The following is a 15,811-nucleotide window of genomic DNA, read 5'->3' as shown; positions in this document are numbered from 1 at the left end:
GGACAGGATTGACGGTGAACTCCGAACTCGTGGCTGAGCGAAATTCCGGCAGGGAAGGAATCCCTGCGCGGCGGAAGTGGGGGGAATCCCGGCGCGGCATGGGAATCCGACCCCCATCTAACTTCCCCCATGGAATGGGGGAAGGACCCGATTCGGGGTGAAAGATCAGCGCAGATAGAGGAGCTTGTGCGAGAGCGATTGAGATGGGGTGCGCAAGTTCACGACGTATATTCCGGTGGCGGCATCATGCGGTTCCCAGAATACGGTGAATGCGCCGGACGCGCGATAGCCGCCGGCGAGCAGCGCAACCTCGCGGCCGAGGAGATCGAAAATGCGTAACTCGACGGGGCCGGACTGGGTGAGCTGAATCTCCAACCGCAGTTCATCATTGAACGGATTGGGCGAGGCGATGATCGAATTCGCCGGCAGCACCGGTCGTGCGCGGCGGTTGGCGGCCTCCACATCTTCGCTCACGACTTCGCCCGAGAAGGGGGAGACATGACCCTGAGCATCGGAGCGCGCAAGGGCGAAGCCGTACAATTCACCGGGCGTCCCCCAGTCAAACGGATAGAAGCGATCGCCGCCGAGGTTGATGACGGTATCCCAGGTCGCGGAATAGTAGCCGCGAATGGCGAGGAAGAAGTCGCCGCCGTCGGGCAGCGCGACCGTATCCGCGACAAAGATCCCGAGCATGTCCACGGGGACTTCGACACGCGGCGGCGGCGGGCGCAGGGGAGCGAGCAGGGCATTCAGCAACCCGGCCAGCGTGAGCGCGGAAACCTTCCGCGCATATCCCGGCGAGACATACTGCGTCAGGTCGTTCGCATTGTGCTGAAACGCCAAGTCCTCGTTGCGCTCGATCACACGCAGGGCCGGATAGCCCGCTTCGGAGAAGCTGATGTGATCGCTGCCGCGACCGGGGCGATCGGTGGCTGCGTTGACCGCAAAGTTGAACTCCGGCACGTAGTCGTCGGCGCTCCAATGAAAGCTGCGCTGCCAGACGCGCGAGACACTCGACGAACCGCCCTGCGAGGTCAGCCCCTGCGCATACAGGCGACACGAGGTCGAATCGACCTGCCCGCCGGGCAAGGTGATGTGCGAGATCATGTCCATGGCGACGACCCCGTCAACACGCGCGCCGCTCGCCGCGAGGTGGTCCGCATACGCCGCGCTGCCCCACAGGCCCTGCTCCTCGCCGGTGAACCAGATGACTTCGAGATCGTGCTGTATGGTGTCGGGCAGGATGCGCAACAACTCCAAGAGCGCGGCGCAGGAACTCGCGTTATCGTCGGCGCCGGGCGCGCGACCGGTGTCGTTGATAGTGACGGTACGGGAATCGAGGTGACCGCCGATGAGATATCTGCCGCGCGGAACGGCGGTTCCGGAAACGCGCGCGATTAGAATGTGACGAGTCGGACGGCCCGGCTGAGTCCAGGCGAATTTCTCAAACGTGAAGCGGCCGAGCGCATCGTAGCCGCGCGCCGTGGCTTCGACCCAACGCAGCGCCGCGCCAATGCCGTAGATCTCGCTCGTCGTGTCGCTGTAGGTGTGTCGCGAATAGAAACCGTCGAGGCGGGACACGGTGGCGAGCAGGGTATCCGCGCTGAGCTGATCGACGCGGGCCTGAATGTCGGGCAGCGGCGCATAGGGAGTCAGCGCATGCGCCGCGGGCGCGAGCAACAGGCACAGCAGCATTCGGCGAATCATCGTTGCGCTCCGCTTTAGTTCCAGATGAGATGACCGGATTGCCGATCCCAACCACAGGCGCGCATAACCGGGCGCGGCGTGGAGACCGGTTCGCGAAATTCCCAATGGGCGTTGTCGGTACCGGAGGATTGTGAGTAGCGGTCGGCGCCGTCGAGATCGACAAACACACCGAAGGTTCCGGCCGCGGAGCGGATGCCGCTCGTGGATTCGTTGTGCGCGCGACCGGCGCCGGATTCGACTTCAATGATGTCGTCGCCGGAGAAATCGACGGCGAGCGCCGCGCTGCTGTTCAGCGAATTGCCGAGCGCGTTGGCCTTGTAATGATAGGCGTCGGCGCCGGATTCCTCAATGAAGATGCTGACGGAGAAATCGTGCGCGGCGCCGCCGCTCATGGTCATGAGCGCGGTGTAGTCGTCGTCACCGCCGCCATCCGCGAGCAGGCTGGCACCCATGTGCGCGGTGGCGGATTGGGTGTACCACACGCCGCGATAGCGATCGTGGCCGGCGCGATCGTCGAGAATGCCGATGGCGTACCAATAGCCCACGGCCTGACAGAAGACGCCGCCGACGTATTCGTCATCGCCCGCGGCATCGAGCAGAAAGCCGACGCCGCCCGCGCTGGAATGCGCGTCGATATAGTCGCGGCGCGCACCGTAGCCGGCGCCCTGACACATGCTCGCGTTGTGTGCTTTGGATTGCGGACTGGGGAAGAGAATGGTATCATCGTCGGCGATGTAACGGTCGTTTCCCGAGAAATCCGTCAGCAGGCCGCCACCGCGAAAGAGACCGCAGCCTTGCGCGCAATTGAAGCTGTGATAGGTATCATTGCCGCGGAGATCGGAGAGTAGTCCGACGCCGCAATTGGCGAAGCCCTGCGCGCCGCCGAGAGCATGGTAATGGTCGTCGCCGGCGCGGTCGAGTAGAATACCGACACCGCCGAGACCGCAGCCCTGCGCGTAGAAATCGCCGGAGGTGTAGGTGTCATTGCCGCTCAGATCCGCGAGAATACTGATGCCGAGCAGACCGGCACCGGCGCTGCCGGTGTAATGGTCATTACCGGAGACATCGATTACGACGCTGATTCCGGAGTGGAGGGCGAAGTGATGGTTGCTGTTGCCGGGAAATCCGAGCGCGAACAGCGGTTGCTCGTCGGCGGCGATGCCCGGTGGCGCGTTCCGGCCACGGAGGATGGTGTCGCCGTGCCGCGTGCGGCAGATGAATGACAAATTGGCGGGGAGGGACACTGAATCGAGCGCGGCGACGGTGGCATCGACCATCGAGCACAGATCATCCGCGGCGGCGCAGAGCAGCGCGAGGTCGAGCTTTTCCAACTGCTCCATGCCGGCATAGTAGCGGGCGAAACTTCGCGGAAAGAGCGTGTCTTCGCGCGCGGCGGGATGGCGGTCGGAAAATTCGAGTGGGGTGGTGAGTAGTGTGAGCGCGGCTTGCGCATCGACGTCGCGCAGCGCCATATCGCGCCAGTGAATCGCGTCGGCGAGGGCAAACAGATTCGCGGCGACGAAGGTTTGCAGCTCGCCGGGGATCGCATCGAGGAGCGGAACGCGCGCGGTGGAATCGATGGCGTGAAGCGCGGAAGACAGCGCGTCCGGAATCGAGGCAAGTTGCCGATAGCGATCGGCGGCGGTGGGACCAATCAGGTCGCGGCGCGTCCCCGAGGCAATCAGCGAGGCGGCGACGGCGAATTGCGGATCGAGCCGGCCGTCGCTCTTGAGCAACGCGTCACGCAGATGACGCTCATAGGTCGGCATGCGGAGCGGATCGGAGAACCACTGATCGAAGATGGGCAGCTTGCCGCGCTGACCGGGACGCGTGAGCATGATGCCGGGATCGACGCGGAAGTCGGCGCGAGTGAGGCCGACGACGTGCAGCGCGCTGTCGAGATCGTCGGCGCTGGCGCACGTCGTGACCGTGAGCAGCAGGAGGATGTACTTGAGCATGAGGTGCGGGATTGGCGAAAGCGGTGCGCCCGAAACGATGCTGGCGGGTTGAAGACAACCCGCGCGGGGAAGAAGATCCCGATGCCGGGCATGTGGAGACACATGCCGCGGCGAAGACGGGGGGACGCTCCGATCCCGGCCGCGCGAGGACGCACGGCTCGGCGAAGCGAGATTCCGGCGGGGTGAGGGCACCCCGCGCGGCGAACAAGATCCCGATGCCGGGCATGTGAAGACACATGCCGCGGCGAAGACGGCTTATTCCGGCAATGAGCGGGCTATAGCGATAGTAGCAGCGGTTGCTCGAAAGCTTCGCAGATGAAGCGGAGGAAGTGCGCGGCGGCGGCGCCGTCGATCCAGCGATGATCGTAGGACAGCGCGAGCGGGAGCAACAGGCGCGGCGCGAATTGCTCGCCGTTCCAGACGGGCTCGAGGACGGCGCGGGACAGACCGAGAATCGCGACTTCGGGACCGTTGACGATGGGCGAAAAGCCGACGCCGCCGATGCCGCCGAGATTGGAAATCGAAAAGCAGCCGCCTTGCATCTCCTCGACGCTCAATTGGGCCTGGCGAGCGCGCGCGGAGAGTTGCGCGAGATCGACCGAGAGATCGAGAATGCCTTTGCGATGGCAGTCGCGCACGACGGGAACGAGCAGACCGCGGTCGGTATCGACAGCGACGCCGATGTTCACATACTGTTTCAAGATCACGGCATTACCGGCGAGATCGAGGCTGGCGTTGAAGTGCGGAAACTTCGTCAGCGCGACGGCGCAAACTTTCAACGCGAGCGCGGTCAGCGTGAGCTTGCCGCCGCGCGCTGCGGCCTGCGGAGCCGTTTGCTTGCGCAGAGCCTCAAGCTGCGTGATGTCGGCTTTGTCGAACTGCGTGACTTGCGGAGTGTTCGCCCACGAGCGCGAAAGATGGTCGGCGACGGCGCGACGCACGGCGGTCAACGGCTTGCGCTCGGTAGCGCCCCACAGATTGAAGTCGGGCAGTTTGATTCCGGCCGGCGATGGTGCCGGCGCGGCACCGTGCGTGAGCAGATCGGCAGGCGTGATGCGACCGCCGGGGCCGCTGCCGTGAATCGCGACCAGATCGATCCCGGCTTCGCGCGCCATGCGCTTCACGACCGGAGTCGCGGGGAGCAGACTCGTATCGCCGTGCTGAGGACCGAGGACCGGCGCGGGTGATGGCGCGGGCTTGGGCATGGATTTGGGCGCAGACTTCACAGCGGGTGCAGGCGCGACGGTGGCCGCGAGATCACTATCGAGCGAAATCATGACGTCACCGACATTGGCCGCGTCGCCTTCTTCAAAATGCAAGCGAGTCACACGGCCCGCTTGCGTGGATGGGACTTCGACGACGGCCTTGCCGGTTTCGATTTCGACAATGGGCTGGTCGGCCTGCACGAGATCGCCGACGGCGACCAGCCATTTTACAATGTCGCCGCGCTCGATGTTCTCCCCGAGTTCGGGAAGTTGAACCTCAATGGTCATTGGAACTCCGAAAACGTGAAACGTGAAAGCAGAAGCCGAGCGGGGCACGTCAATGACTCCAGAGACGTGCCGCCGCGAAGAAGACACGTGCCGCGAAAGAGAAGACCCCATCTAACTTCCCCGGAGACCGGGGAAGGACCCGAAACGGATTCCGGCCGCGCGAGGACGCACGGCTCGGCGAAGAAGATCCCGATTCCGGGCATATGAAGACATATGCCGCGGCGAAGAAAGACACAGGCCGCGAAAGAGAAGACCCCATCTAACTTCCCCGGAGACCGGGGAAGGACCCGAAGCGGATTCCGGCAGGGAAGGAATCCCTGCTCGGGGTGTCTCTCCGATTCCGGCCGCGCGAGGACGCACGGCTCGGCGAGGCGAGATTCCGGCGAGCCTCGCGGTCAGGTGGCTCGCCGGGCGAGGACGATGATGTTACCGTCGGGGTCGGCGGTGTACGCCGCTTCGTCGCCCCAATCGCGCAAGCTTAGCGGCGATAGCAGACGCCCCCCGAAGGTGGTTACACGCGCGAGTGTGGCAGTTGGATCCGTACAATAGAGGTAGATTTCCGTGCCGGTCAACTGGCCCGGCTCGACCGAGGCCGGCAACTGACCCGTGTTGCGAGCGAAGGCTTCACGTTGATACAGACCGAGGCGTTGGCCGCGGGGAAGCTCGAACTCCACATACACAGGAACGTCAACGACGGTCTTCCAGTCGAAGGCGGAACGATAGAAATTTACCGCGCGCGACAGATCGCGGACGGCGAGGATAGTGAGGATGTGGTCGGGGAGCATGGAAGAAATTTGAGAAGTGGAACGCGGAACTCCGAGACCCCCCCTGCCCCCCCACGGGTTGTGGGGGGGAGAGTCGAGCGAGATTCCGGCAGGGAAGGAATCCCTGCTCGGCAAGACATTCCGATTCCGGCAGGGAGGGAATCCCTGCTCGGCAAGACACTCCGATTCCGGCCGCGCGAGGACGCACGGCTCGGCGGAAGATGCGCGAAGAAGAATAGACCCCATCTAACTTCCCCGGGGACCGGGGAAGGACCCGAGGCCGATTCCGGCAGGGAAGGAATCCCTGCTCGGCAAGACACTCCGATTCCGGCCGCGCGAGGACGCACGGCTCGGCGGGGACTCCGAGACCCCCCCCCTGCCCCCCCAAATCGGAATTCGGGGGGGGGCTCACCGAGACGCTGTGCGGCTACCGGAGCAGGATCAGCTTTTTGACACTGCTCAGGCCGGCGGATTGGAGGCGATACAAATAGACGCCGGTAGGTAACGACGCGGCATCAAACAGACGGGTGTGGTGGCCCGCGGTCAGGGATTCGTTGACCAACGTCGTGACGGAGCGACCGAGCAGATCGAAGATTTCGAGTGTCACGTAGCCGGACTGCGGAATGGTGAAGGAAATCTCCGTGGACGGATTAAACGGATTCGGATAGTTCTGCTCAAGCGAGAATTCGTTGGCGAAATTTCGATGATCCCCGGCGGACCAGACATCGCCATCGAGGATGCGCTGGACGCGAAGGCAACGGGTATTGTCGTCGTCGGCAATATACTCGTGCAGGTAGGCGACGACGAAGCCGTGTGTGCCGTCGGGAACGAGGACGGGACCGTGTTGATAGAATGGCCCGCCGGCAATCACCGCGTCGTGATTCTGCCAGAAGTTCGACTTGGGATTGCCCGCGGCGTCGAAGTATTCGCCGAGGAGGTCCACGGACTCGCCCGTGAAGGCGGACCAAACGGCGAGCAGGCCATGAGCATCATCGGCGGAGATGCGGAGGGTTCCCCCGGACAAATCCGCTGTCACCGGACCGAGGGCGCGCCCCGCGGATTCCCATAGCGGTTCAGCGGCGGAGGTAAGCTTTTGCGCATAGGCACGAGTCTGCTCGCCGCCGCGGAAGTCTTCCCAGGCTACGTAGAGGTGGCCCGCCGTGGTCACGGCCAGCGCGGGGTGAATCGACGTGCCGACGGAAACCCCGGGCACATGAATTCCGTTGTCCGCCAGATAGTCGGTGCCGTCATTGGCCAGATGCTGGAGAAAGATATCTGACTGGCCAACGATGCGATGGTCCTGCCACACGAAATAGGCGCCGCCTGCGTAGTCGGTCACCGCCAGCGGCTCGTTCTGCTGGTTGACCGCGTCGCAGACATCGCGGTCCCACGCCACGGTGCCGTCGCGCAGCAGCTTCGCGGCGGAAATGTTGTGCTCCGCGGTCGCACCGGAGGTCCAGTAGGCGATGCAACCATCGGGAGTCGAGACGAGGCCGCCAAGGTAGTCATCGGGGGTAACGCCACGCCACAGACGCACGGGAGCGGCCCACACCGGATAGCACGTAGAACTCATGCGCATGACGTAAACATCGAGGGCGAAATCCTGATCAAATCCCGACCAGGCGACGAAGCAGCCGCCAGCGCCATCGGAGATACAGGCACCCAAGATTTGGTCATAAAAGCCCGGTTCGTGCCAGACGGGAGTCCCCGCAGGGTCCGAGAGCAGATTGCCATTCTGGTCGATATGGCTCAGATAATATCGCGCGTCGCCGGATTCGGAAATAGCCGACCACAGCGCGAACGCTCCGCCGTCGCCATCCAGACAGGCTGACGGGGCGTGATAGGTGCCGTAAGCGAGTTCGAGGCCGGGCGCGATGCGCGCACCGTCCACGGGTCCGAGCTGCTCCCCGCTGGAGTCCACCACCGCGTAATAGGGCTGCGGCTGGAAACTCTGTCCGCGAGTGTCGCTCCAGAAGAGGGCGACGTGATGTCCGCCAAGAGTCGCCGCGGAAACATTCATGGGTTCACCAACATTGCCGCCGGTCATCACCAGACCCGCTTCCGCGAATTCGCGCTCGCCGTCGGACACACTGAGGCGCTGAATGCGAACCGACTCGAGCGGAGCTTGAACGTCTTCCCATGCGGCGAGCAGCCGGTCGCCTTGCAGCACGAGCGACGATTCCTGTTGTTGACCCGGCAATGTGGCCAGCGGTATTCCGCAACCGTCGCCCCAGACAAATTCACCGGCACCGTCGAGGCGCGCCGCATAGAGCTGAGTGTTTGCCCAATCCCAGTTCTCGCGTACGTCCGTCCAACACAGAACCGCGCCGCCCAGCCCGTCGCTACTCAGCGCCGGATCCCAGCGATCATGCGCCCACTCACCGGCTTCGCCATCGCCGCAGACGCGGAGGCCGTCGGTCGCCCATTGCGGAACGCCGTCGCCGGAGAGTTTTTGCGCCCAGAGCTCGCTGGCATATTGCGTAGCGCGGGTGTCGGTCCAGGCGACGAGCAGGCCATCGAAGGAGTCCATCATGATGCTTAGCGCGGTGGCGCGGGGGACATAGCGGGAGGAGAGCTGCTCGGCAGCACAGACCGGTACGCCACCGACCGCCCACTGTGCTTCCCCGTTGGAGTTCAGACGCTGGGCAAGAATGTGCGGCTCGGCAAGGCCGCGATCACCGCTCCAGATCGCATACGCTCCGCCGAACGCGTCGGGAGTCAGCTGCACTCCAAATTCATATCCGGGACTTTGTTCGAGCGCGACGCCGGATTCACCCCACGGAAATTGGCCGTCGGCGGTGAGCTTGGTGACGCGCGGATCACCGGGATTAGGGTTTCCGGAGACGGTGTTCCAACCGATCAGGACATTGCCACTGAGGTCGGAAACCAACGACCCGAGTTCCGCATAGCTCCCGGCCGGAGAAATCGCAAGGGGTTCCGGCCACAATGTACCTATACTGTTCACGTGCTGCGCGAGGATTTGTCCAGAACTCCAATTGTCTGTCCAAACCAGAAATGCGCCGCCAGCCTGAGCTTTGGCGAGCCGGATATTCGCCGGGCTCGTATTGTCGAAAATGTGCACGGGTTCGGCGCCCCACACCAGCGCCCCCGCATCGCTGATCTTCTGCGACCAAATGCCGCCCCAGTGCGTGTCCGTGCTCCCGCCCCAGCTCAGCACCCAGCCGTCGCCGACATCCGCCGCGACGGGGCGGTCATCGGTCACGCCCGAAGCACCAGACAGGCACACCCCGCCGGGCGTCCAGAGCGGTTGGCCTTGCGGCGAGAGCATTTGTACCCAAACGTCGCGATCGCCGCGACGGGCGTCCGTCCAAATCAGCAGCGTCGTGCCATCCGCGCGGGAGACGCTGCCTTCCGATCGCAAAAATGTGCCGGTGCGAACGGTAATTCCCGGCTCGTCCCATTGCAGCGGTGTGCCGTAAGCAAGTGTTGAGGCCACCGTTAGCAGAATCATGACCCAGCGATTCATGGTTGGTCCTCCGAGGTTGAAGAAGAAAACGAAGATGCGAAAAAGCGAACAGGCAGGTCGCGCACGGCTGTGCGGCGCTCGTTGCCCAAAGGTGAATTCGCCGAGGCGGGCGTCCCCGGGTGCCCGGAATCTGAGAAGGGGCTCACAAATTCAATGCGACTCGCTCTGATTCCGGCGGGGTGAGGGCACCCCGCTCGGCGAAAAAGTTCCGAGCGGGGCACGTCAACAGCGAAAGAGACGGGCTGCCGCAGGAAAATCCAAAATTGGAAATTGAAAATTGAAGTTCCGAGAACCGATTCCGGGCATGTCAATGCTCAAGAGACATGCCGCGGCAAGAAGTACCCGCGGGGGCGCGAAGCGGGCGATGCAATCGGCCCCGATAGCCCGCCACGGCGGAAGACGCGCAAAGACGCAAATTTGGTGAAGAGGCAGATATGTGACTTGCGTTTGGGGAATCTTCTGCTTATATTTGCGGTTTCCTGTAATGTGGAACAAAACTGTTCTGACCCTGACCTGATGTGACCCGGAATCGAGAGGAGATCCGATGAAATTGAGCGCAATACTCGCCGCACTTTTCCTTGCCGCCCTGGCGGCTGGCAACCTGGCCCAGGCCACCGTCCGTACCGTCTCTCCCGTTGTCGGCGCCGCCCAGTTTACCACGATGGGTGATGCGTACAATGCCGCCGTGAATGGCGATACGATTGTCGTCGGACCGGGCAGTTACAGCGCTTCCTTCGGCAGCTACAAGAGGCTGCACTGGATCGGCGCTGGTTGGGATTATACGACGATTACCGGCAGTTATGCCCTCTGGTTTTACGGCACGTCGACGGGCAGCGTGTTCGAAGGCTTCAAGGTTGACGCCAGCTACTACGCGCTGTATGCCGTCGCACCGGTGGACTCGATCACGATCCGGCGCTGCCACATTTCGAGTAGCACGGGCTGTATCTACTATGATGCGGGCCACCTGAACGTGGAAGACTGCGTACTGTTCGGCAACAGCAGCATTACCCTGCTGGGATTTGCCACCGCCAACGCGGGACCGTTGGTCGTGCGGAATACCGTGTTCACCTATCTGCCGGGATACACCGGCTATACGATCAGCGGCGCGCATGGCGCTACCGTTGAGCTCTACAACAACGTGTGGGTCAACGTGCAGTATGCCTTCAATCTGGTCGGCACGGCGCAGGTGATCGGACTGAACAATATCTGCTTCGACTGGCAAAACAGCCCGACCTGGGGCACGCTGCCCGCCGGAAGTATCTTCGAGTACACGGCCACGGACAACAGCGCGCCCGCGTTCAACGCCTTCTTCACGAACAACATCGCGCTGGGCGGTGACAATCCGTTCGTCACCTACTCCACCGGGGCGAATTACAGCTATCCGGGGACCGACCTGCACCTGAACGCGCTGGCGGGAGGCTTGGCCTGTACGAATACCGGATACCCGTCGGTCCTCGATCTGGACGGCTCGCGCTCCGATCTCGGCATCTACGGGGGGCCGAAACCGTTCGTGGTTCACGGCATTGCGGCGTATCCGTTCGCGCTGACGCTGACGATCGATCCGCTGGTGGAAGTCGGCGATTCCGTGGGCGTGAGTTCGACGGGCCGGATCGGGCCGCGCTACTAATGAGCGGAGCTCATCCGCCCATGAAAACCATGCTGATCCTGGCGATGCTGGCCGTGCTGGCGCCGCTTGCGTGCGCGCTGACGATTACTCAAGCGGAGTACTTCGTCAATACGGATCCGGGAGCGGGCAACGGTACGCCCATCGCCGTCACGACCGCCGACACGGTCACGATTTCCGCGCTGTTCGTGCCCACGGGCAGCCTCGGCGAGAATCTGTCGCATCGCGTGTTCCTGCGCTACCGCTCCGAAGAAGGGCCGTGGAGCGCGCCGCTGATGCAGCGGTTCTTCCTGTTCGAGCCGGAGCCGGCGCTGGAACATCAGGCGAATGTCAATGACCTGCAATACTGGTTCGACAATCAGGCGCCGGTCACGATTGACATCCCCGACGAGCATCATGCCACATGGTCGGCGCTGTTGCCGACGACGGGTCTCGCCCTGAACACGTCACATAAGTTCACCGTGCGCTATGTCTCGAATACGGGAGAGCTCAGCAATCCGGAGGCGCGGTACTTCTTTATTCATCGCGACGCGGACGACGGCGGCTACGGCATCCGCCGGATCACGCACCTCGAATATTTCTTCGATAACGACGCGCCGGTGCTGATCGATCTCGCCGATGCGACGTTCGAGAGTTGGACCGCGCTCATCCCCGCGGCGGCGCTAACCGTGAACCGTTCGCACAAGTTCACCGTGCGCTACCTCGATGACCGCGGCCTCTGGAGCAATCCCGAAGCGCGCTACTTCTTCCTGCATGATGATCCCGGCAGCGACTACGAGCCGCGAATCGTCACGCACCTGCAGTACTGGGTCGATTCCACCGCCGCGACGACGCTCGACATCGCCGACGGCTGGAATGTGAACTTCCTCGATTCCGTCGCGCATTACGCGGCGGCGGGCACGCATCGCTTTTATCTGCGCTACCGCGATGACACCGGCGTGTGGGGCCCCACCGAAGCCCGACCGTTTTTCGTCTGGACCGGCGTCGGACCGCGCGGCAACGCCCGACTCACCGCCGCCGAGTGGTTTGTTAATGTCGATCCCGGCATCGGCAACGGCATGCAAGTGCTCTTGCCACAGGACAGCGCGTGGGATGAACTGAACGAAGACGCGGCGTTCTATATCACGGGCGTGCCCACGGGTGTGCACCTGTTCGGCATCCGCTTCCGCGATGAACTCGGCAACTGGTCGATCACGCTACTCGATACGTTCGTGGTCGGACCCGTGCTTGTGATCAAGCCGCAGGGCAACAACATCGTGTTGTCGTGGATCGCCAATCCCGATCACACGCCGTTCAACGTCTATCGCAGCGGCGAGGTCGCGGGAACCTACTCCAATATCGGGAGCTCGGACTCGCTCTCCTATACGGATGTGGGTGCCGTGGCCGCTTCACCGAAACAGTTCTACTATGTGACCGTGAACACGACGGCGTTCTCGACGTTTCGATTGCCGATGGCCTCCGAAGCGCCGCCACCGAAATGGTGATCTGAATTTCTGGTTGCAGGACTCGGGCGTCTCGAAAGGGGCGCCCGTGCTCGTGTCCGAGAATCAAAAATCCAGAACCGAGTTCCGAAAGACCCGACACCCCCCTATGATCCCCCCTTGAAAGGGGGGATGGAGTGCGAAAGCGATCAGCCGGATGCGGCGATGGTCAAGGGTTCTAACGGGCGATGCAATCGGCCCCGACAGCCCGGCACGGCGGAAATCCAAAATTGGAAATTGAAAATTGAAGTTCCGAAGACCGATTGCGGGCATGTCAATGCTCAAGAGACATGCCGCGGCAAGAAGTACCCGCGGGGGCGCGAAGCGGGCGATGCAATCGGCCCCGACAGCCCGGCACGGCGGAAATCCAAAATTGGAAATTGAAATTCCGAAGACCGATTGCGGCGGGGTGAGGGCACCCCGCGCGGCGAAGAAGTTCCGAGCGGGGCACGTCATGCCTCAACAGACAGGCCGCCGCAAGGGAACACAAAGGGCGCACATGGATGTGCGCCCTCAGACTATACGTACACCGCTTCGGCCTTGCCCGGGTCGATGTTCAGCGCTTTTTGCGCTTTCATCAGCAGGCCGACGTCGATCTCTTTTTGTTGCATCAGCCTGAACAGCGCGGCGTACGCGATCCAGTTGCGATCGACCTCGAAGAAGCTGCGCAGGGCCGCGCGGCTCTCGCTGCGGCCGAAACCGTCGGTGCCGAGACTGTGCAGCGGACCGGGCAGCCAACGGCCAATGCTGTCGGGCAACGCTTTCACATAGTCCGTCGCCGCCACAAACACACTGCGGGTGGCTTTGCTCTCCGAAGGCGAGAAGCACTGGGTGACATAGGGGACCCGCGGGGACTTCGCGGCGGGCCGTAACATGTTCTGGCGATCGCAGGTGGTGGCGTCCTTGTAGAGTTCTTTGTAACTCGTGACGCTCCAGACGTCGGCGACGATATTGTATTGCTCGGCGAGCAGTTTTTGCGCCGCGACGACTTCGTTCAGAATCGTGCCGCTGCCGAGCAGATGTACCTGCGGTTTCGGCTTGTCGCCCTGGAGCGGACCGCGCAACTTGTACATCCCGCGCAAGATCCCGGCTTCGGCGCCGGCGGGCATCGGCGGATGCACGTAGTTTTCGTTCATCACGGTCACGTAGTAGAAGATGTCCTCGCTCTGCTCGTACATGCGGCGCAAACCGTCGCGGATGATCACCGCGAGCTCGTAAGCATAGGCGGGGTCATACGCGATCAGATTCGGAATCGTGTAGGCGAGCAGATGGCTGTTGCCGTCTTCATGCTGCAGGCCTTCGCCGTTCAGAGTGGTGCGGCCCGAGGTGGCACCGATCATGAACCCGCGACAGCGGATATCACCCGCGGCCCAGGCGAGGTCCAGCGTGCGCTGCAAGCCGAACATGGAGTAGAAGATGTAGAACGGAATGGTGGGCACGCCGAAATTCGCGTAACCCGTGCCCGCCGCGATGAAGGAAGACATCGAACCGGCTTCGGTGATGCCCTCTTCGAGCAGCTGGCCGTCGCGGGCTTCCTTGTAATAGAGCAGCTGGTCGCGATCGACGGGATCGTAGAGCTGGCCGACGTGGGAATAGATGCCGATCTGCCGGAACAGCGATTCCATGCCGAAGGTGCGCGCTTCGTCAGGCACGATGGGCACGATCAGCTTGCCGTAATCCTGCTCCTTCAATAGCCTCGTCAACAGACTGACGAAGACCATCGTGGTGGAGACCTCACGATCCTTCGTTCCGGCGACATATTCCTCGATCAGGGCCGCGGGCGGAGCGGGAACGGGTTTGGCGCGCACGACGCGCCGCGGCAGCGCGCCGCCGAGGGCCGCGCGACGCTCCTTCAGATACTGAATCTCTTTGCTCTTCTCATCAGGGCGGTAGAACGGCAGCTCGCCGACCTTGGCTTTGGGAATCGGGAGCTCGAAGCGCTCGCAGAATTCGATCAGGGAATCTGTGTCGAGCTTCTTCTGCTGGTGTGTAATGTTTTTCGCTTCGCCACTCTCGCCAAGACCGTAGCCTTTGATCGTCTTGACCAGCACGCAGGTCGGCTGGCCGTTGTGCTGCACCGCCGCGGCGAACCCGGCGTGAACTTTTTCCGGATCGTGGCCGCCGCGCCGCATGCGCTGAAGCTGATCGTCGCTCAGGTGTTCGACCATTTTCAGAAGCCGGGGGTCCACGCCGAAGAAATGCTCGCGCACGTAGCTGCCCGGCTCCACGGAGTATTTCTGGTAGTCGCCGTCCACGACTTCGGCCATGCGCCGGACGAGCAGTCCTTCGGTGTCCCGCTCGAGCAGCGGATCCCAGTCATCGCCCCAGATGACTTTGATGACATTCCAGCCCGCGCCGCGGAACACCCGCTCGAGTTCCTGAATGATCTTGCCGTTGCCGCGCACCGGTCCGTCGAGCCGCTGCAAGTTGCAGTTCACGACGAAGATCAGGTTGTCCAGCTTCTCGCGGCCGGCGAGGGAGATCGCGCCGAGGGCTTCGGGTTCATCGGTTTCGCCGTCGCCGAGAAAGGCCCACACGTTGGAGTCGGTAACGGGCTTCAGGCCCCGATCTTCGAGGTAGCGTTCAAAGCGCGCCTGATAGATCGCGTTGATCGGACCGAGGCCCATCGAGACCGTGGGGAACTCCCAGAAGTCGGGCATCAGCCAGGGATGCGGATAGGAGGCGAGACCGCCGCCGGGCGCCAGTTCATGCCGGAAGTTGGCGAGCTGCTGCTCGCTTAAGCGGCCTTCGAGAAACGCGCGGGAGTAAATGCCGGGCGAGGCGTGACCCTGAAAATAGACCAGATCGCCGCCGCTCGGATGATCTTTGCCGCGGAAGAAATGATTGAAGCCGACTTCGTAGAGCGTGGCGGCTGAGGCGTAAGTCGAGAGGTGACCGCCGATGCTGGCATCCGCGCGATTGGCGCGCACGACCATGGCGATAGCGTTCCAGCGCACGAGCGATTTGATGCGACGCTCGAGGGCGCGGTCGCCGGGAAACGCGGGTTGCTCTTTAAGCGGAATACTATTTTGATAGGAAGTGTTCAGCGAGAGCGGAACCGCGACGCCCTGCCGCTGCGCGTGATAGCGCAACTGGCGCATGATCAGCGCGGCGCGCTCGCGGCCGGAGGTCTCGAGCACATAATCGAGCGACTCCAGCCACTCGCGGGTCTCGATCTCATCGAACGGACCGTTGTCTTGCTTGCCGTTGCCGTTGGTCCCGAGATCCAGACCGGGAATCGTTTCAAACATGGGGTATCCTCAAAAAAGAAAACCTGAAACTTCAAACTTGAAACTT

Annotated in this window: 8 protein-coding genes; 2 read left to right on the top strand and 6 right to left on the bottom strand. The window is 62.7% G+C overall.

Features of this window, described 5'->3' with window-relative positions:
- Positions 1–165: 165 nt before the first annotated feature.
- From HZB60_02660 to HZB60_02640, 5 genes are all read right to left on the bottom strand, one after another.
- The gene (locus HZB60_02660; protein MBI5058667.1) at positions 166–1,707 is read right to left on the bottom strand and encodes a M20/M25/M40 family metallo-hydrolase; all 1,542 of its coding nucleotides are present in this window, start codon (positions 1,705–1,707) and stop codon (positions 166–168) included.
- 14 nt (positions 1,708–1,721) lie between these two features.
- Entirely contained in the window at positions 1,722–3,665 is a 1,944-nt protein-coding gene (locus tag HZB60_02655) for a hypothetical protein (protein ID MBI5058666.1), read from the bottom strand.
- A 275-nt stretch (positions 3,666–3,940) separates the two neighbouring features.
- Positions 3,941–5,158: a 2-oxo acid dehydrogenase subunit E2 gene (locus HZB60_02650; GenBank protein ID MBI5058665.1), complete on the bottom strand. Its 1,218-nt coding sequence runs from the start codon at positions 5,156–5,158 to the stop codon at positions 3,941–3,943.
- Positions 5,159–5,553: 395 nt separating this feature from the next.
- Complete coding sequence (locus HZB60_02645) at positions 5,554–5,943, bottom strand: VOC family protein (GenBank protein ID MBI5058664.1); 390 nt, start codon at positions 5,941–5,943, stop codon at positions 5,554–5,556.
- Positions 5,944–6,349: 406 nt separating this feature from the next.
- On the bottom strand, positions 6,350–9,409 hold the full coding sequence (locus HZB60_02640; GenBank protein ID MBI5058663.1) for a T9SS type A sorting domain-containing protein: 3,060 nt from the start codon (positions 9,407–9,409) through the stop codon (positions 6,350–6,352).
- 544 nt (positions 9,410–9,953) lie between these two features.
- Here HZB60_02640 and HZB60_02635 point away from each other — a divergent pair.
- Both HZB60_02635 and HZB60_02630 read left to right on the top strand, forming a co-directional pair.
- Positions 9,954–11,036, top strand: a complete 1,083-nt coding sequence (locus HZB60_02635; protein MBI5058662.1) for a right-handed parallel beta-helix repeat-containing protein — start codon at positions 9,954–9,956, stop codon at positions 11,034–11,036.
- Between the two features lie 20 nt (positions 11,037–11,056).
- Positions 11,057–12,517 (top strand): hypothetical protein, encoded by a 1,461-nt coding sequence (locus tag HZB60_02630; protein ID MBI5058661.1) that lies wholly within the window; start codon positions 11,057–11,059, stop codon positions 12,515–12,517.
- Positions 12,518–13,032: 515 nt separating this feature from the next.
- Here the strand turns inward: HZB60_02630 and aceE are convergent.
- Positions 13,033–15,765 (bottom strand): pyruvate dehydrogenase (acetyl-transferring), homodimeric type, encoded by a 2,733-nt coding sequence (aceE, locus tag HZB60_02625; protein MBI5058660.1) that lies wholly within the window; start codon positions 15,763–15,765, stop codon positions 13,033–13,035.
- Between the last annotated feature and the right edge of the window lie 46 nt (positions 15,766–15,811).

The sequence above is a fragment of the candidate division KSB1 bacterium genome, from assembly GCA_016214895.1.
GTDB lineage: Bacteria > Electryoneota > RPQS01 > RPQS01 > RPQS01 > JACRMR01.
Note: the sequence above shows the minus strand (reverse complement) of the source record. Positions and strands in the feature narration are given on the sequence as shown.

Coding starts and splice junctions, on each gene's coding strand:
- aceE (MBI5058660.1), bottom strand. CDS start 15,765: ATGTTTGAAACGATTCCCGGTCTGGATCTCGGGACCAACGGCAACGGC.
- HZB60_02650 (MBI5058665.1), bottom strand. CDS start 5,158: ATGACCATTGAGGTTCAACTTCCCGAACTCGGGGAGAACATCGAGCGC.
- HZB60_02640 (MBI5058663.1), bottom strand. CDS start 9,409: ATGAATCGCTGGGTCATGATTCTGCTAACGGTGGCCTCAACACTTGCT.
- HZB60_02645 (MBI5058664.1), bottom strand. CDS start 5,943: ATGCTCCCCGACCACATCCTCACTATCCTCGCCGTCCGCGATCTGTCG.
- HZB60_02655 (MBI5058666.1), bottom strand. CDS start 3,665: ATGCTCAAGTACATCCTCCTGCTGCTCACGGTCACGACGTGCGCCAGC.
- HZB60_02635 (MBI5058662.1), top strand. CDS start 9,954: ATGAAATTGAGCGCAATACTCGCCGCACTTTTCCTTGCCGCCCTGGCG.
- HZB60_02660 (MBI5058667.1), bottom strand. CDS start 1,707: ATGATTCGCCGAATGCTGCTGTGCCTGTTGCTCGCGCCCGCGGCGCAT.
- HZB60_02630 (MBI5058661.1), top strand. CDS start 11,057: ATGAAAACCATGCTGATCCTGGCGATGCTGGCCGTGCTGGCGCCGCTT.